The sequence below is a fragment of the Reinekea forsetii genome, assembly GCF_002795845.1.
Classification (GTDB): domain Bacteria; phylum Pseudomonadota; class Gammaproteobacteria; order Pseudomonadales; family Natronospirillaceae; genus Reinekea; species Reinekea forsetii.
The window spans coordinates 2,745,980-2,763,860 of record NZ_CP011797.1 but is presented as its reverse complement, the minus strand read 5'-3'; the positions used below and the strand labels follow the sequence as shown (position 1 = coordinate 2,763,860).

At 51.3% G+C, this 17,881-nt stretch carries 15 protein-coding genes; 11 read left to right on the top strand and 4 right to left on the bottom strand.

Annotated elements, in window-relative coordinates; translation table 11 throughout:
- Positions 1-475 precede the first annotated feature (475 nt).
- From REIFOR_RS12660 to REIFOR_RS12640, 5 genes are read left to right on the top strand one after another with little or no spacing between them, the layout of a single operon-like run.
- Positions 476-2,737 carry a peptidase domain-containing ABC transporter gene (locus tag REIFOR_RS12660; RefSeq protein WP_100257911.1) on the top strand — a complete coding sequence of 754 codons (2,262 nt, stop codon included), beginning with the start codon at positions 476-478 and terminating at the stop codon, positions 2,735-2,737.
- Entirely contained in the window at positions 2,727-4,067 is a 1,341-nt protein-coding gene (locus REIFOR_RS12655) for a putative HlyD family type I secretion protein (protein ID WP_100257910.1), read from the top strand. Before REIFOR_RS12660 ends, REIFOR_RS12655 begins: the two co-directional genes overlap by 11 nt.
- Positions 4,067-5,515 (top strand): TolC family protein, encoded by a 1,449-nt coding sequence (locus REIFOR_RS12650; protein WP_100257909.1) that lies wholly within the window; start codon positions 4,067-4,069, stop codon positions 5,513-5,515. The genes REIFOR_RS12655 and REIFOR_RS12650 overlap by 1 nt, the downstream gene beginning before the upstream one ends.
- A 44-nt stretch (positions 5,516-5,559) precedes the next feature.
- Entirely contained in the window at positions 5,560-6,660 is a 1,101-nt protein-coding gene (locus REIFOR_RS12645; RefSeq protein WP_158524378.1) for a cupin-like domain-containing protein, read from the top strand.
- Between the two features lie 41 nt (positions 6,661-6,701).
- Positions 6,702-8,045 (top strand): M3 family metallopeptidase, encoded by a 1,344-nt coding sequence (locus REIFOR_RS12640; protein WP_100257907.1) that lies wholly within the window; start codon positions 6,702-6,704, stop codon positions 8,043-8,045.
- Between the two features lie 311 nt (positions 8,046-8,356).
- Here the strand turns inward: REIFOR_RS12640 and mnmC are convergent, their stop codons facing one another.
- Genes mnmC through REIFOR_RS12620 form a run of 4 tightly spaced genes read right to left on the bottom strand, consistent with a single transcriptional unit; the run spans position 8,357 to position 11,760 of the window.
- Positions 8,357-10,321: a bifunctional tRNA (5-methylaminomethyl-2-thiouridine)(34)-methyltransferase MnmC2/FAD-dependent 5-carboxymethylaminomethyl-2-thiouridine(34) oxidoreductase MnmC1 gene (mnmC, locus tag REIFOR_RS12635; RefSeq protein WP_100257906.1), complete on the bottom strand. Its 1,965-nt coding sequence runs from the start codon at positions 10,319-10,321 to the stop codon at positions 8,357-8,359.
- Position 10,322: 1 nt separating this feature from the next.
- Positions 10,323-10,673 (bottom strand): hypothetical protein, encoded by a 351-nt coding sequence (locus REIFOR_RS12630; protein WP_100257905.1) that lies wholly within the window; start codon positions 10,671-10,673, stop codon positions 10,323-10,325.
- 52 nt (positions 10,674-10,725) lie between these two features.
- Positions 10,726-11,406: a TIGR04211 family SH3 domain-containing protein gene (locus tag REIFOR_RS12625; protein ID WP_100257904.1), complete on the bottom strand. Its 681-nt coding sequence runs from the start codon at positions 11,404-11,406 to the stop codon at positions 10,726-10,728.
- Positions 11,407-11,457: 51 nt separating this feature from the next.
- Positions 11,458-11,760, bottom strand: a complete 303-nt coding sequence (locus REIFOR_RS12620; protein WP_100257903.1) for a YciI family protein — start codon at positions 11,758-11,760, stop codon at positions 11,458-11,460.
- Between the two features lie 171 nt (positions 11,761-11,931).
- Here REIFOR_RS12620 and REIFOR_RS12615 point away from each other — a divergent pair, with 171 nt between their 5' ends.
- The 6 genes from REIFOR_RS12615 (at position 11,932) to REIFOR_RS12590 (ending at position 17,835) form a co-directional block, all read left to right on the top strand.
- Complete coding sequence (locus REIFOR_RS12615; RefSeq protein ID WP_100257902.1) at positions 11,932-12,828, top strand: PHP domain-containing protein; 897 nt, start codon at positions 11,932-11,934, stop codon at positions 12,826-12,828.
- Between the two features lie 33 nt (positions 12,829-12,861).
- The gene (locus REIFOR_RS12610; protein WP_100257901.1) at positions 12,862-13,482 is read left to right on the top strand and encodes an L-threonylcarbamoyladenylate synthase; all 621 of its coding nucleotides are present in this window, start codon (positions 12,862-12,864) and stop codon (positions 13,480-13,482) included.
- A 204-nt stretch (positions 13,483-13,686) separates the two neighbouring features.
- Positions 13,687-14,478 (top strand): segregation and condensation protein A, encoded by a 792-nt coding sequence (locus tag REIFOR_RS12605; RefSeq protein WP_227003838.1) that lies wholly within the window; start codon positions 13,687-13,689, stop codon positions 14,476-14,478.
- Positions 14,475-15,794 (top strand): SMC-Scp complex subunit ScpB, encoded by a 1,320-nt coding sequence (scpB, locus tag REIFOR_RS12600; RefSeq protein WP_100257899.1) that lies wholly within the window; start codon positions 14,475-14,477, stop codon positions 15,792-15,794. The genes REIFOR_RS12605 and scpB overlap by 4 nt, the downstream gene beginning before the upstream one ends.
- Positions 15,781-16,620 carry a 23S rRNA pseudouridine(2605) synthase RluB gene (rluB, locus tag REIFOR_RS12595; RefSeq protein ID WP_100257898.1) on the top strand — a complete coding sequence of 280 codons (840 nt, stop codon included), beginning with the start codon at positions 15,781-15,783 and terminating at the stop codon, positions 16,618-16,620. The genes scpB and rluB overlap by 14 nt, the downstream gene beginning before the upstream one ends.
- A gap of 30 nt (positions 16,621-16,650) precedes the next feature.
- A complete protein-coding gene (locus REIFOR_RS12590) occupies positions 16,651-17,835 on the top strand; it encodes a BaiN/RdsA family NAD(P)/FAD-dependent oxidoreductase (protein ID WP_100257897.1) in 1,185 nt (394 codons plus the stop codon).
- Positions 17,836-17,881: the final 46 nt, after the last annotated feature.

The following is a 17,881-nucleotide window of genomic DNA, read 5'->3' as shown; positions in this document are numbered from 1 at the left end:
GCGGCCCTGTCAGAGGGTCGCTTTCTATGTGTATAGGGTTATTATGAAATACAGGTACTTAAAATATACTTTACCATTAGCTTTTTTGCCGATATATCGTTTTGATCGTTCCGAACTATCCCAATTTTGGGATGTGATTTTCTTGTTTTGCTTGCTTCTTAGTGGATTCGTTTTAGGATATAAGGTCGATAAGGACTTCAAGGAGTTAGAGGGGAGAGGAAGTAAATTTAGAAAAAATGAAAAAATAGATAAGTCAGAGTAAGGTATTTTTGGATTATACAAAATAGCCTTTAGGCGAATAATGAAATTTTCGATGAGTTTTTCTTGGTGGTCGATTGTTTTAAATGCATCGCTTAGAGGATATTTTATTTTATAACAGACTTTTTTGAATGCAGGCAATTAAGAAAATCTATATTTTTAGTTGCCACTGGTAGAATTGCAAGAATTTAGTTGTGGGCTCAAAAAAGGAAGCAGAATGTTAGCATCGAAAGCACCGGTAAAAATCAAGGAAGGCTCACTCTTTCAGTTTGAAGAGGCATTTCGACTGTTGAACCAATCGGACAGTATTATCCTTGTGCTTTCTCAGTCTATCATAGAGGGATATATAGCTTCTAGCTTGGTTCTAAAAAAAATCAACACGCTTAAAGATTTGCGATGTTCGTGGAAAAAAATCGATTCCATTCCCAAGTCCCTTAAAGCCCAAACGGTTTGGGTAGTCTTTTCAGATGAAGGTGATACGTATCTCGTAAAGAAACTGGGTGGAAATAGGTTTCGATTGTCTACCTATGATCACAGCGGTGTGGAGGTAGAAACCTATGAAGACGCGTTGGGTAACCTTACTAAAGACCTAGGCCTTACATCGTCAGGCCTTGTTATCGAGCCAGTCCAGAAAACATCAAAATCTGAAACCTCAACCAGCTATGTGCTACGGCACTTTTTGATTCAAAAATCCACAGCCAAGGTTATTATTAGCATATCGCTGGTCATTGCGCTGTTGGGCTTGGCAACCCCTCTCGGGTTTCAGACGTTCACCGATAAAATTCTTCCATATTCCGCTCAAGGATCCTTGCTTGTGGTTGTCGCTCTATTGCTTCTGGCCGCAATCGCTACTAGCGTATTTCAGTGTTTCCGTGATTACCAGGAAAGCATTCTATTTGCAAAGTATCAGAACGGTCTTGGCAAGGAGGTATTCAGTCGACTATTGTCGATGAATGTCCCTTACTTCGATAGCCAGAAAGTCGGCGACTTGACCAAGCTGGTCGATCAAATCGAAGAGGCTTCAAACTTCCTGGTTCGACAATTACTCTCGTCTGTTATATCCATTTTGTCTCTGTTAGTCGTTTTGCCTTTTCTGTTCTTTTATAGTCCAATGCTCTCTTTCATCGTAATTGGCATCGGTCTATTAATGGCTTTGACAGTTGGTGTTTCGCTTAAACCGTTACGTGATCGAGTTCAAAAAGCCTACACCTACGACGCTTCATATCAATCCACTCTAATCGAAATGGTTAAGGGCATGCGCACTATCAAATCCTTAGCAAACGAGTCACACTTCAGGCACAAAATAAATATTTGCCTAGAAACAAACCTCTATGGTGGCTTCCATATCGCACGGCTTGGTCATATAGTTCGAGCCATTGTAAACTTTCAAAGTCAATTAATAACCATCGCGGTTATCTTCTTTGGTGCCCAAGCGGTATTTGCAAGCGAGATGACCATCGGGCAGTTGATCGCCTTTAACATGATGGCTGGCAATGTTGTTTCCCCGCTGATCTCGCTGGTTATGACGGCTAGTGGCTGGGAAACCTTTAAACTCGCTAAAAAGCGCTTGGAGGAACTCCAGCCGCCAGAGCCGATCGCTTTGTCGGTTTCGGGCGATGATCTCGACTTGAATGGCCCCATCGAATTCGAAGATGTCTGGTTTCAATACCCAGTCATCACTTCCGAAGAATTTCAACAACCCAATCAATATGTTCTGAAGGGCATTAACCTGACTATCCAGTCGAACGAGATCATAGGAATCGTGGGAGGCAGTGGCTCCGGTAAATCGACCCTAGTCAATTTGCTGCTTGGTTTTTATAAGCCCACGAGCGGAAAAATCAAGATCAATGGCTACAATATCGACCAAATTCCGCCCGAGGTGCTCAGGGCACGTATCTCCTCCGTTCAGCAAACAAGCTTCCTGTTCAATACGTCGGTACTTGAAAACGTTCATTTAGGTCGACTGAACTCTACCGTGGCCGATATACATCAGGCCCTTGAGGCATCCGGCAGCTCAAGCTTCGTTGATGACATGTCACAAAAGTTTCTGACCCAGTTGAGCGAAGATGGCGGCAACCTTTCCGGTGGTCAGCGCCAACGCCTAGCGATCGCACGTGCTTTGGTTCGTAAAAGCGATATTCTATTGTTCGACGAGGCCACTAGTGCCCTGGACAACCGAACAGAGGAAACTATTAAGGAAACCATCTACCAAGCCTGCCAAGACAAAACCGGCATTATCATTGCTCACCGATTAAATACACTTTCTTATTGTAATCGCATAGTGGTAATGCAAGCTGGCGAAATTGAAGTGGTCGGAACACACCAGGAGTTACTCAAGGGCGAGAACAGTTACCAGGCGATGTGGGATGCCATGCTCAAACGGGATTCAGCGCTAGACCGTCTAGCATTACAAGCCGGTCAGCCCATAACCAATGCCTTAACGCCTGGCTCGGACCGGGAGCTCGGCGATGCGTTATAGCTTTAGCGAAATACACACCCTGAACTTGCTCAACGATAACTCGGAGTTCAGTAAGCGCTTCAAAACGCCGGGCGACCTCAAGATCATGATACTTATTATACTGTTGGTCATTGTGACTGCGGTAATCTGCGCCTCATTTTTTAAAGTAGATAAAATTGTACCCGCTCAGGGCGTTCTGGAAACCCGGGCCAAACTTTTTGAAGTGCGCGCACCTCTGCAGGGTTTTGTGAAATCTATCCACGTAAAAGAGGGCATGTATGTCGAGCCTGGGGATACTCTGGTTACCTTCGACACGGAACAGATGGATCGAGAACTGGAGCGCTTTGAACAGGAATTGATGACCCTGAGCCGTTCCGTCTGGACGGACTTTTACCAGATTGATGATTGGCTGGAAGAAGCTACTCAGACTGCACTGAGGAGCAAACTAGCCTCAATCCCTAACCCGGTCGACCCGATGGGCTTTCGCAGTTACCTCGAACGGGCTCTAGGTGACTCCCTTGCGTCCTTAGATCAATCCTTCCGTGGCATTGAAACCCGTTATACCAATCTGGAACGTCAGATCCGTTTGCTTGATGAGACTATTGCAATGGAGCATCGCGACTTAGCACGTTTCAAGAGGTTGAGGGACCAGGGCATAGAAAGTAGCAGTAAGGTTGACCAGCAGGAACTTCGGTTACTGGAATTGCAGTCAAACCGGGCAAGTCTGGACTCCGATCTGGCCAATACGAGTACTGAGCAGGACAAACTCGTGGTCGAGCGGAATAAACTGAAGGATGACTTTATTCTTGAGCGCTTGGTGAGGCTTCAGGACCAACTGGATCAGTTTAGCCAGGCTCAAAGTCGTTTGGCTAGTAAGCAGCGAGAACGAAACGATATGAATGTGCGTGCGCCATTCGCAGCCATAGTCGATGAAGTATTGGCTCGGGGCGAGCACGAAGTCATGGACGGCGGCATGGCACTTCTAAAACTCCGCCCTCGTTTTGACCAAGAAGACTTACAAATCGAGATCCAGATTCCTTCCAACTATGCCATCTGGGTAGAACCGGGTATGGAGTTCCGTGCCAGCTCACTCGGAAGTAACCCGGACGACCATGGGCGCCTGCACGGAACTATAGGGTTTGTTTCAGAATCGTCGGAAGTCGTAGAGGGTAATCGGATATACCGTATGACCGGCACGATAACCCTGTTAGAAGTCAATAACCCCGAGACCTTTCTGCGGCCAGGCTTGCAGTTAAGGGTGGAAATAAAAGCCGGTGAACGACGCTTGATCAACTATTTATTCGATCCGTTCACCAAATATTTCCGAACAGCTTTGAGTGAACCCTCCTAATGGCGAACGAGAAATGGATAAAGCAAGCAGCATGGATTCAGTTGGTTATGATTTCTGGTTTAATGCCGCTGGCTAACGTTAAGGCTGAAACCCCCGAGACACTGGACTTGAGAGCTTACCTGGAAGCAACGTTGCAGTATCATTTAGAGCAGCATGAGTATCATGTGCTGGACCAGGCGGAACGACTCAGTCTTGAGGATGGCCAGCGCTACTTCTGGCCCAAGATAACAGCGCGTTCGAGTTACGACGAAGTCACATCTGAAACCTTTACTGTGCCAACCAGCCGTAACGTCCTCAGTGGAATTACCACAGGCCTGGACACTAGCTGGACCTCTTGGTTGGGCACTGACATAACTTTGGGGCTGGAGCATAAGTATGGCCGTCAACTTGGCAAGGTGAGTCAGGGGATCCCTGAAGACAAATTGCAGGTAGATAATTTCAGCATTGAAATCTCTCAGCCATTGCTGAAACACAATAGCCCATTTTACAACCGTTTACCCTTGCTTCGGGCTCAAAAACAGTGGCAGCTATACCATATCAATGGTGAACTGGGTCGGCTGGCCTTGCTAAGAAGCGCCATGCTCGATTACCTGAAAGTTCAGGAGTCCTATGATCGACTCCAGATTCAGAAAAACAGATTGAAACACATTCAATCCGTTGGCGATTCGGTCAGTGTTCTGGTTGAAGAGGGTCGTAGCCTCCCCATCGACCGAGACCTGGCACAACTGGATGTACGTCGCCAAGAGCAATCCATAGCCAGCGCTCGTCAAGTCGTTCATCAAAACCAATACGCCTTGACACTCCCCTGGGTAAGTAGTGACAACATTCAGGTCGTGCCGCTGACCTCTTTGACTGTTCTTATCGACTGGTTGCTGCCGGTTTTAGATGAGTTGCCGCTTGCTAACCATCATCCAGAGTACCGCAAGCAGCAACTGAACCTGGAAGGCGCGCAACTGGAGGAGAGGGCCCGTCAGCGCGACCATTGGCCTGAGTTGAGCGCTTACTACCGCTTTGAAAAAGACTTCCGAGAGAGATTACCAGATGAAGAAAACCAATCCTGGGGGCTTCGCTTCAGCTACGATTTTTTTGACCTTAAGACTCGCGAAGATCAAGCGCGCCTGGGCGCTGAGGCCTCTATAGCACGCAGGAATGCTGAAGATCAATTGAAACGCCTGAATTGGGAAGCCAATCGGCTCCGTCAATCTTCGGAAGCCAGCCTCGCTGAACTCGAACTGGACAATCAGGTTGTAGAGTTAAGTCAGCGCGCCGTAGCGTATGAATTAGCTAGATACTCAGAAGGCTTGGCCAGCTATGACGATGTTCGAAATCGCCAGCTGGACCTTCTCGATCGACAATTGAGTGCACAGGATACCAGCGCAAAACTGGCTCGGGAGTTGATTGAGCTGGCCTACAACCATCAATGGGATTGGCTGAACCGCCTGCCTTGAACGAAGAAAGCCACTGCGAACCCGACAAGAACAGGACATACACCATGACACAACCAACCATTATATATTGCTCAGCCGCCGAAGAACTTGCTGAACTTATCCGCCATGGCTTCGAAAATCCGGAAGGTATCTCAGGCCGGGTGTTGTTCCATATTTGCGCAGAAGAGCTAGCTCATCCATTGGCCATAGTGTTCACGGATTCCGAACTCGACATCCGATACGAATGGCTTGAGCAACCCGATGCTACCTTGACACTTCCCCTAGCCACGGCCGAACACATCGCCAGTAACATCACCGAGGTAGACTTTCGCGACCCGGAAATCGTTGGCAAGATCCATTTGGATGGTGATGTGGGCCTAATCAATCATATTGTAAAGTCTCTGTTGCGCCCCTCACAAGACACACTTGAACGCTTTGATCTGGCTGAACATTTGGTATCGGATGCCTACAACCTAGTTGAGGTGCCGCGATTTACAAATCCTTCCGAGTTGGAAATACTTGAATCCCTCGCCTTGGGGCAGCCGATGATCATTACCCACTTAGAAATGCCTGAATCCCATCATCGTTGGTCGCTGCAACGGCTAGTCGCTGAATATGGTGATGTCCCATTACGTGTTCGGTCGGCGACTCACAAAGAGACCGTTGCCGAATTCATAGAACGACTGACTTCTGTAGATACCAAAAGCCAGCCAATCATCGAGGGGCATACCAAGGCCTACACAGAAGGCTGTTCCTTACCAGAGCCGATGCACAAAGACTTTCTGCCTAATTACTTCAGTAGGGATGACTATATTGAGCCCCAGATCTGGTTAGGCGCCGTGCCTGTGAATGTGCCTGCTAGTAGCCTCCATCATGATCCCCTCGATGGTTTTCTGTACCAGATTATGGGGCGCAAGAAGTTTGTGCTCTACCCGCCGAGCCAAGCATCTAATCTTTATCCGATGAAAGCGTACAATCACTACCAAGCCTGTTGGGTTAAACCCGAAGCTCCCGATTTGGAGCGTTTTCCTGATTTCGCACAAGCTCGTGGAATAGAAGTCGTTCTAAAGCCGGGTGAATTACTGGTTCAACCTGCTGGGTGGTTTCATGCTGTGTACTGCCTTGATTCACCCACCTTTTCAGTGAGCTATTTTTTAAGACACTAGGCGTATTCAGTACCCCGGTAAATAAGACAAGAGTGAAAAAAATGGGTTTAACGACAGTAGATGGCGACCAATGGAGCTTGAATCTGATTGAGTTATTTTTAAAATCCTCTTCACAAAAAAATTGGCAAGATAGTGTAAGCGTTGAGATAACTGCGTTGGAGTTGGGACTGCCTAGTCAATCCAGTGAGGAAAGGTTTCAATTGTTGATGCGTCTGGACCATAAAATTGGCAGCGTGTGGAGTGCGATAAATCTTTTCAGCTTACAGCTATCAGAACATTCCGTTGATTCAGATATGGAGTTCTGGCTCATTAAAGTCAGTCGAAAATTAGTCGATCAAATGGAAGAGTTTTGTCATTCCATTTCAGGTCATAATGCCTTTGTACCGGATATAATTAGGCTTTGGGCTGAGTTGCTACAAGTGGAAAGGCAATTCACTAACCTTAAAAATTCATACAGAGATATTGGCAAAGGCTCGGCATCTTCATCAAGTGGACTATTAGAACGGCGTCAAATAGACCCTGAAGCCAATGCTTTTCATATTCGCTTGAAGCAAAACGGCCTAAACCAGAGTAGTGCCGAATTTACAGAAGAGCACGCAAATGAAAGTCGCGCTTACTTTGACTCACTTTTATTAGAACTGGGTGCGAGATCAGCTTGGCTTTCAGATATCCGTCAGTTTGAAATGGATCAGTTCCGTATTTGTGAACTGGATTGGCGAGATGCATTGGAATTGGTTTGCTCATCTTTTAAGTTCATTCACCTACTGTGCGAGACATATCTGAACGATATCATCAAAAACCAACACATTAGATTCCTGAAAGAACAAAACCAGCCAGACATGTGCGTTGACACTCCTTTTGGAAGCTTTGTTCAACTGTACTTTGATGGAAGCCTCAACGGCTTGGTCAGATTGGTCCATGAATTAGGACACGCTATACACCAAAGGCTGCATCGGGAGTCAACTATGGGTGTTATTCCGCTAACCGAGGTTGTCAGTGAGACCTGGGCCATGGCGTTTGAAAACAGATTTCTGGAGCATCTGCGTACCTGTTGCCCCGAGTGGGTGGCTCAGGTTGATGCCTTTCGAGGGTTTCAACGGATTGAGATGAGTAATAGACACCGAATGCTCACACGGTTCGAACACTCTTTGCATGCAAAACAAATCCAAAATGAAGCCGACATTGATGAATTATGGCTGCAAGTTAACCATCGATTTTATGGGCCTAATATTCATTTCGAAACTGAATTTCAGTCTGCATGGAAGGACGTTGGACATATATTTATTGCACCTTTCTATCTCTCCGTTTATGCCGAAGCAAAGGAACGCGCCGATTTGTGTGATCTTAGCTCTATGATTCAGGCTTATTGTTCTAAAAGGAACTGACATGTGGATATCCATATCGATCGTGATCTCTCAGTGTCATTAAGCGTGAACATCATTATTACGTTGGCGCGAATACTATTATATTAAAGCGTTGAAGCGAGAATTAAGCCGAAAGATCGCGCATTGGCGCAAACCGCGGCCATCCTGGTGCCCCAAAAAAGCCTAGGCTAGTCAAGGCAACGGTGAAGACGATTCAGGGTGATCGGACACCGAGCAACGCTTATGAGCCTGGTGAGCGAGGGGCCTGAAAAGTGGCGCTCGGCAGTCCAAAGTCTGCGCCATCTTGGGTATTAGCTCTGAGCACACCCCGCCTAGCCCTTCTCGCGCTTACCGCGCACTATCTCGCGCACCACAAAACGATTCGGGTTGAGCTGGTCGGCAACGCTCTGCTGCACCGGATAGGGTTCCCCGGCGATCATGGCGGCCAATAGACGGGCGCTCAGAGGGCTGGAACAGAGGCCTTTGGAGCCATGCGCAACATTGAGCCACAGTCCGGGCAAATGCTCGGCTGGGGCTTCGTGCTCGGTGCGTTTACGCTGCAAACTGATGCGAAACTGGTGCCACAAGGCATCGGGGTTCGAGAGCGGCCCAACCAACGGCAAGTAGTCTGGCGAGGTGCAGCGCACGCCCGCCCGGCCACCGACTATCGTGACATCATCTGGCAACAAACTGGGCACACGTAGCCGTAAACTGGCGATATTTTCACTGTGCTCCGTCGCGCGCACATCGGTCTGCGTAGACTTCAGGCGAAAGGTACTGCCGATGGTCAGCTGGCCATTCAGCGCCGGCATGACATAGCGATCGGTACAGATCACCGCCTTCAATGTTGGCCCCGTCTCGGGCACCGCCAGTCGGGTTACTTGGCCGGCGATGGTATTCAAACGCAAATGCGCCGTCTGGACAAATTGGTTGGCCTCGAAGGCGCTGGCGATGACCACCTGATCGGCCTCATAGGTCTGGCCCTGGGCGTCGGTCAAGCACCAGCCGTGGCCGTCGGCCTGGGCCGTTAATTCGACTATACGGCACTGTAAATGAACCGGTTCGGCGAGTGATTGCAGCAGGTGGCGCACCCACAGCGCTGGGCTGACCCAGCCGCCCTGGGCAAACCAGAGTCCGGGATCGGTCAGCGGCAAGCCGGTGAGCGCAGTCAATTCTTCAGCGGTCTTGGCCACGGCCAGTTCCGATGGAATATAGGCCGCAGCACTGAGCTGCTGTAAACGGGTCAATTCGCGTGGGTTATGCACCAGCTGGACCAGACCACTGGTGCCGTGTGGGACCGTGTCGGGCAGTTCGGCCAGCAGGCTGTGCGCCCGAATTAACGCTTGCGCATAGAATCGAGTGGTGCCTTCCGGCTGTGCCGACAGTTTGGCGTAGACCGCGCCCTGGCTGTTGCCCGAGCCACCTTGAGCCGAGCCCGTTTGCTGTTCAAATACGCTCACTCGATAGCCGCGTTTGCTCAGTTCGGCGGCTGTACTGGCCCCGGCCAAGCCCGCGCCAATAATAGCAATATGGCGACCGGCATTGGCCTTGGGCGCGGGCAGTTCCGAGCTCGGCCAGCCGGTAATGCGCGGTGGTTCGCAGCGACCGATAAAGTCGGCGCGAAAGGAATTGCGTTTCTTGCCGAAGCCGGACAACTTCTCCAGCGCAAAGCCGGCGCCCAGCAATCCGTCGCGGACAACCCGCGCCGAGCTAAAGGTTGCCAAGGTGGTGTCGACTCGGCTTAGCCGATGCAGTTGATCAAAGAGTTCCGGAGACCACATGGCCGGATTTTTTACCGGTGAAAAGCCATCGAGAAACCAGGCGTCTACCTGTGCGGTAAGCTCAGCCAACGCCGACGCGGCATCATCCAACAGCAGTAGCAGATTAACCCGACCGAACTCCAGCAGATGAAAGCCCGCTAAGGGGGGCGGATATTGGGCCTGTAACGCTAATGCCAGGGACCGTAATTCGGGCCAGTGTTGATGGCTGCGGGCCAGTTCGGCGGGCGCGATAGGGTACTTTTCACAGCTGACGAAGGTCAGCCGAGCATCGGCCGGGGCATGCTCGAGAAAGGTTTGCCAGGCAACCATAAAGTTCAGGCCGGTGCCGAAGCCGGTTTCGCCAATGGTGAAGTGTTGCTGCGCACGCAGCGCTCGAAACCGTTCGGGCAGGCGATTGGGTGCAATAAAAGCATGGTGGCACTCGGCATGGCCCAGGCCTTGGGAATAGTAGATGTCGTCGTAGGTGGCCGACTTAGGGGTGCCATCTTGGTCAAAATAGAGGTCGGCGTAATCCATCTCAGTGTTGGGTCGGCAACGCCAGGACCCGATTCAACCATTGCTCAAAATAGGCTTTGGGCATGACCACGTCGGACAGGGTGAATTTGCTCAGATCATCAAGGGTGTATTGGGTGGCTAAGAAAAGCTCCCACTGCACGACCACGTCATCTGCCAGTGCTATAGCGCTGGCGGCTGGGATCGGGATATCGTTGTTTGGCGTCAGATCATAGTTTTCAACGAAATGGCTGCACCATTCAACAATTTGAAAATGACTGAAACGGGACATGGACCCTAATAGACCCTGACTGAGCAGGTCGGCCAAATTGACTAGGCTATAGGGTTTTTGAATCGGTGTGTCAGACCAGGCCATCGAGAAAGTTCCAATTAAATCAATAACCTGAGTGTATCATAGATGGCTGGTATTATGACCAGCCATCTTTCCGTCGCTTGCCATTCAAACGCGGTAACAGAAAGCCTAAGAAAATCCCCAAGGCAATAAGGATACCGCCGGCATAGAGCATCTTATTGTCGTTATATTCGGACAAGGCTAGATTTTCGGCTTGGGCGACATCGAGTCCGTTTTTGAGTCGGGCATTTTCCTCTGCCAACTGTTGATACTCGCCGTCTAGGTCGATGGCGTCGCCACTGATTGAGGTGATTCGATTGAGTTCCAAGGTCAGCTGGGTATTCTCGCTGCGTAAGTTTTCCAGTTCGCCAGTTACATCGCCTTTGGTGGCGAGTAGGGCGCTGTATTTCCTATCTAGGGCGTCATAGAGCTGCTGGAGTTGATCTTTTTCAGTTTGCACCAGAGCGGCCTTAATAAAACCTGTCGGTTCGGTTGTCAGATAACGACTGGGCACCCAACCGTCCAAACCATTTTCGGTTCGCACATGGTAGTAGTCACCGTCTTCTGCTTTCTCCAACACTTCCATCCGAGTGCCGGATTTAATGGTTTTGAGAACACGGTTGTTATCGGTTGGACCAGTACGGACGTTGACCCACAGCATATCGCTGAGCCACACTGTTTCAGCAAAGGCCTGGGTCGGCGCTGCGATTAAAATGGCGAAGGCTAGAAGCAGTTTCGACACAAGGCGAACAAGCATGATCAATTTCCTATTAATGGCTAGTAATGTCAGATGTAAGTGATGATTGTACTAATTTGGAAAGGTTTGTTTAAAGGGTTTTATCACAACTTTTGCATAAATACCCTCTGTTACATAGGGGTCGTCATTGGCCCAGCTTTGTGCACTGGCGAGGCTATCAAACTCTGCAACTACCAAGGAGCCAGAAAAACCCGCGGCACCGGGGTCTTCAGACTCGATCATGGGATGTGGACCGGCGAGCAACAATCGGCCTTGCGACTGTAAATCCTGCAAGCGTTGAGCATGGGCTGGACGCGCTGCAAGTCGATTTTCAAGGCTATTCGGATGATCTTCTGACAGAATGGCATACCACATGGGTCGGTTGCGCCTTATTTAGCTCAAAATATTGGGGGCTAAGTCTCAGGGTGTAGCCCAGCAAATGCAACCAATTGTGACGAAATTTTTAACTGAAACGCTCTTCTGAAGCGCTTTGCCTGTTAAATAACCAACTAGATCGCCCCGGCCAATGGACCGCTGATACGCCCTATGATAGTAAATCGAAAGCACGAATGGGAACTGCACTGCCATAGTCGCTTTTCCGATGGACAACTCACTTGCCCCGATCTCTTTGCGCTGGCGGTTACCAACGGTGTCCGTCATATGGCTCTAACCGACCACGATACCGCCGCAGGCTATCGAGCGGCCCTAGCCAATGCATGGGTACCAGCGGAATTGGAGCTCTATCCGGCGGCCGAGCTATCGTGCGTTTGGAAGGGCCGCACTATTCATATGGTCGGCCTGGGCATCGATGCCTACAGCGAGCGTTGGTTAAGCATTGAAAATGACTATGTCGAGCGGCGCGAAAACCGCTTTTTACGCATCTTGCATGTCATGCGTAAGGCGGGATTTGAACTGAACGAGGAGCGGATTCGCGCCATCGCTCACCCGGGCCCGCCGGCGCGGCCGCATGTTGCGGCCTATTTAGTGGAAACCGAACAGGCCAAGAATACCGCGCAACTCTATAAACGCTGGTTAGGCCAGGGCAAGATAGGCGATGTCAAAAGCCAATGGCCGGAGATGGCGGAGGCAGCCCAGTGGATTCTGGAATGCGGTGGCTTGCCGGTGGTCGCCCATCCCCATCGCTATGATCTCACTTGGACTAAGACACGCGAAATGCTTGATGATTTTTGTGCCGCCGGTGGTCAAGCGATTGAGATTGCCTGCGTTGGTCTGAACCCAGAAAAGCGCAAGTTCCTCAGTAATCAGGCTCAAGAGCGGAATCTCTATGCCAGTGGCGGGAGCGACTTTCACAGCCCCAACACACCCTGGTTGAAACTCGGCACCTATCCAGAATGGCCCAAGGATTTGCCGACCGCGAGCGATTGGTTGCGCACCCGCATGGCAACGCTGAAAGCGCTGGAAAGCAATGCCACATCACGGTAAAGTAGCAAACCTCGATTCTTGGCGGGAGCCAATATGAGCCAGTTTTTTGTGATTCATCCTGAAAACCCCCAAGCCCGGTTGATTGCCCATACGGTAGAGATACTGCGCAAGGGTGGCGTTATTGCCTACCCCACCGATTCGGCCTACGCCTTAGGCTGCATAATGGGTGATAAACGGGGCATTGACACGATCCGGCGTATCCGCCAAATCGATGAAAAACATAACCTTACTCTGGTTTGTCGTGATCTGTCCGATCTCTCAAGCTATGCCAATGTAGACAATGTCGCCTACCGATTGATTAAAAATAACACGCCGGGGCCCTACACCTTTATTCTTCAGGCCACGCGTGAAGTGCCGCGCCGGTTGCTGCACCCGAAGCGGCGCACCATCGGCTTGCGCGTGCTTGGTAATCCCATCGCCTCGGCCATTTTGGCCGCCTTGGGCGAGCCGATGCTCAGCACCAGCTTGATTATGCCCAATGACGAGCAGCCGTTGAGTGATCCGGATGACATCCGTGATCGGCTCGAGCACGAGTTGGACCTGGTGATCGATGGCGGTTTTTGTGGCGTCGAAGAGTCGACCATCATCAACCTGTTAGATGGTGCGCCAGAAGTGGTGCGGGTCGGGATGGGCGATCCCAGTCCCTTCCAATAGCGTGTTGGTGACGAGATGACCGAGCCTAACCACAACCAGAAGCATCTGCCCGAGGCCAAAGGCCCGACGCAACCCAGTGCCGACGAGCCCATCATCGATAAGGCGGTGGTACCGATTGCCCTATTCACGGAAGACGACGCCCCGATTCCGGCAAAGCGTTTATCGGCCAAAGAGCAGGCACTGAACCAACTGCGGCAGCGCGCCATGGCCGAACAAACGGAAATCCCCTTTGCCGTAATCGATGGCCAGGCGATGATGCAGATCCCCATCGATCTCTACATTCCACCCGATGCTCTAGAAGTTTTCCTCGATGCCTTTGAAGGGCCACTCGATCTATTGCTCTATCTGATCCGTAAACAGAACCTTGATATTCTCAACGTCAATGTGTTCGAAATAACCTCTCAATACATGGAATATATTGACCTGATGCACGGTATGCATCTGGAGTTGGCCGCTGAGTATTTGGTTATGGCCGCAATGCTGGCCGAAATAAAGAGCCGCATGCTCTTGCCACGCAGTAAAGAAGAAGAGTTGGATGATGAGGGCGACCCACGTGCGGAGTTGATTCGTCGACTGCAAGAATACGAACAATTTAAAGGCGCCGCCGAAAATATTGCGGAACTGCCGCGCGTTGGTCGGGATGTTTTTCTCGCCGATGAAATGCGACCCGACTACGAGCGTCCTAAGTTACACCCCGATGTGGATCTACGGGAAATCCTGCTCGCCTTTCAAGATGTGATGAGCCGTGCCGAGATGTTTGGCGAGCACGAGGTGCAGCGCGAAACGCTGTCGACCCGACAGCGCATGGCCGATATTCTGTCCACCTTGCAAGGCAAGGCATTTGTACCCTTTATCACCCTGTTCAATGCCCAAGAAGGGCGTTTGGGGGTGATCGTTACGTTTTTGGCCATTATGGAATTGGCCAAAGAATCCTTAATTGACCTGGTGCAGACGGAATTGTTCGCACCTATTCACGTAAAGGCCAAAGGCGAATGAACCCAACCGACGAACCCATCGATCCATTAACACCGGAACCGGAAAATGGCAGCGAGATTGACAGTAGTCAGCAGGAGGTTAGCGCGCGCAAGCCCAAAGCAAAGCATCAAGGTAAGAACCAAACGGCATTGGATGCCTTGGTTGACAAGTATGCCGAGCCGAACGAGGGCGATGTTGAGACGGATACCGACCCCGCGGTTTACGATGACATAGAGCCGACCAGCAGCCAGGGTGATAACGCCCCAGGCGCAATCGATGAGGAACTGGACATAGCCGATAGCGACCAGGGCGACCCCTATGGCGGTCATTCACCAGAGCGGCTCAAAAACATTCTCGAGGCGGCGTTGTTTGCCTCCGGTATCACGCTGTCGGCCAGTCATTTGCGCGCCTTATTTGAAGCTCACGAACGCCCCCATGGCCGTATCGTGCGCCAATTGATGGCTGAGTTGATTGCCCACTATAGCGGCCGCGGCCTGTTGTTGGTGGAAGTCGCCAGTGGCTATCGATTCCAAACCGCCACCGATACGGCTTCCTGGGTGGCACGTTTGTGGGAAGAAAAACCGCAGCGCTATTCGCGCGCCCTAATGGAAACCATCGCCCTGATTGCCTATCGGCAGCCCATTACCCGCGGTGAAATTGAAGATGTGCGCGGCGTGGCGGTCAGTTCGAATATTATTCGCACCTTATTGGAGCGCGAATGGGTGCGAGTGGTTGGTCATCGAGACGTACCCGGCCGCCCAGCCATGTACGCCACCACCCGGCAATTTCTCGACTACTTTAGCCTGATGACGCTCGACCAGATGCCGAGCCTGGGTGAAATTCGCGATATGGAAGAACTCAATCCGCAATTGCATCTGACCGCCGATAACGACGAAAACGCATCCGAAGATAAGCAACAAGCGGAAATATCCTTCAGCGGCCTGATCGAAAAGATACGCGACAGCGCCGTCAGTGGAAAAACCGGCAATGAATTTATCGACGAACAGCTCGACCAAGAGTTGCAGGCGATGGACAAGGTTAACGCCAACTTCGAACAGGCGTTAGCGCAGCAAAAGGCAGAACATGAACACCCTGATCTGCAGCTAGATTATGACGATACAGACTCGACCACGCCAGAGCCGGCCGACACTGACCCGCTAATAGCGCAGGATTCAGTGGACATGCCGGCTCCAGCAGACGAGCTTGTAGCGGAGCTCGAACCGCCGCTGTCTGAAGAAGAACAGTGGAAATCAATCCAACAAAAGCTAGCCCAACAACAGGCGCTGCTGGACGCTCGTGAGAACGACTCGCAACGTGAGGAAAATGACAATGAGTGAAGAACGAATTCAAAAAGTATTGGCCAAAGCCGGTCTCGGTTCGCGCCGCGAGATGGAAAAAGTTATCGAAGACAAGCGCGTCAGTGTGAATGGTGAAGTCGCCAAGCTGGGCGACAAGGTCCAGCGCACGGATGAATTAAAGGTCGACGGCAAAACCGTTAAAATTGATACCAAGGCCGTCCGTCGCGTGCTGATCTATAACAAGCCCGAGGGTGAAATCTGTACCCGGAAAGATCCAGAAGGGCGGCAAACAGTGTTTGATCGACTGCCCAAGCTGACCGGTGAACGTTGGGTGGCTGTGGGCCGGCTCGACATCAACACTTCCGGTCTATTGCTGTTTACCAACGATGGCGAATTGGCCAACCGGCTGATGCATCCATCGCGCCAGATCGAACGCGAATACGCGGTGCGGATTCTCGGTGAGGTCAAGCAGGAAAATATCGACGCCATGTGTGCCGGTGTCCAACTGGACGACGGCATGGCCAAGTTCAGTGACGTGCAGTACTTCGATGGCAAAGGCTCGAACCAGTGGTATCACGTGGTGATAGTCGAAGGCCGCAACCGTGAAGTGCGCCGCCTCTGGGAAAGCCAAGGTTTTCAGGTGTCTCGCCTGAAGCGTGTGCGCTATGGCTCAGTCTTTATGGATTCGTCCATGCGCGCCGGCACTTGGAATGAATTGGCGAAAAAGGATATCGATCAACTGGCCGCTATTGTCGAGTTACCCTCCATGCCGTGGAAGTCGGTGGTGCGGGATAAGACCGATCCAAACCGCCGTAAGCTGGAAAATCAACGCACCCGCCGCTCTGTTGGCAATGAGCGCAAATAGGGATCGCCTATATGACAACTGAGGGCCTGTATGACAACCGGGGTTGATGTACTGATAATAGGGGCTGGTGCCGCCGGCATGATGTGCGCTATCGAAGCGGCCAAGCGCGGCCGCTCAGTGGTATTGATCGATCATGCCAATAAGGCCGGTAAAAAAATCCTGATGTCTGGTGGCGGGCGCTGTAACTTCACCAATCTGGACGTGCAACCGGCGCATTTTTTATCGCACAATCCGCACTTTGCGCGCAGCGCGCTGAGTCGATATAGCCAATGGGATTTTATTGCCAAGGTTAATCTGCACGGCATCGAATACCACGAGAAGGATCTCGGTCAGTTGTTTTGCGACCACAGTGCCAAAGACATCCAACAGATGTTGTTAAGCGAGCTGGCGCAAGAAGGCGTCGACCTGCTTTTGGAAACCAGTGTCCTATCGGTCGCCAAGCTTGACGATCATTTTGCCATCAGCACCACGGCCGGGGTATTTTCAGCGGTCTCCTGTGTGGTGGCCTGCGGTGGCTTGTCGATACCCACCTTGGGTGCCTCTGACTTCGGTTTTAAGCTGGCACAGCAGTTTGGTCACACGCTCTTGAGCCATCGGGCCTCGCTGGTGCCCTTTACCTGGAACACCAAAGATAAACCTCTCTGGTCGGCCTTGTCCGGCCTGGCGACCCGTGCCCGCGTGCGCGCGCTAGAGGGAACCCAATTCGAACTCGACTTACTGATCACCCACAGGGGTTTGAGTGGCCCGGCCATGTTGCAGATCAGCAACTATTGGCAAGAAGGTGAAGCGTTGACTATCGACTGGTTGCCGAGCATGGATGTCGCCCAGCAGCTCGCCGCTGATCGGCACGAACAGGGTAAGAAGCAGTTTAAAAGCTGGTTGTCGGCGCTGCTGCCAGCACGACTGGCCGAGCTGTTCTGCCAACAGTGGCCGCACCAGAAGACCCTGGCGGAGTTGTCCAAGGCCGATGTGCTCTATTGGTCTGAGCAGCTCAATCATTGGCAATTTGTACCGGGCGGAACCGAAGGCTACCGCACCGCAGAGGTCACCCTCGGCGGCGTTGATACCCACGACATCTCATCCAAGACCATGGTCAGTAAACTGGTACCGGGGCTTTATTTTATTGGCGAGGTATTGGACGTGACCGGCTGGTTGGGGGGCTATAACTTTCAATGGGCCTGGTCGAGTGCCTGGGCCGCTGGGCAGGACTGCTAAGGCGGCCCGGTGCCCACGCGCTAGTTTGGCTCTGTTAGATGAGTCT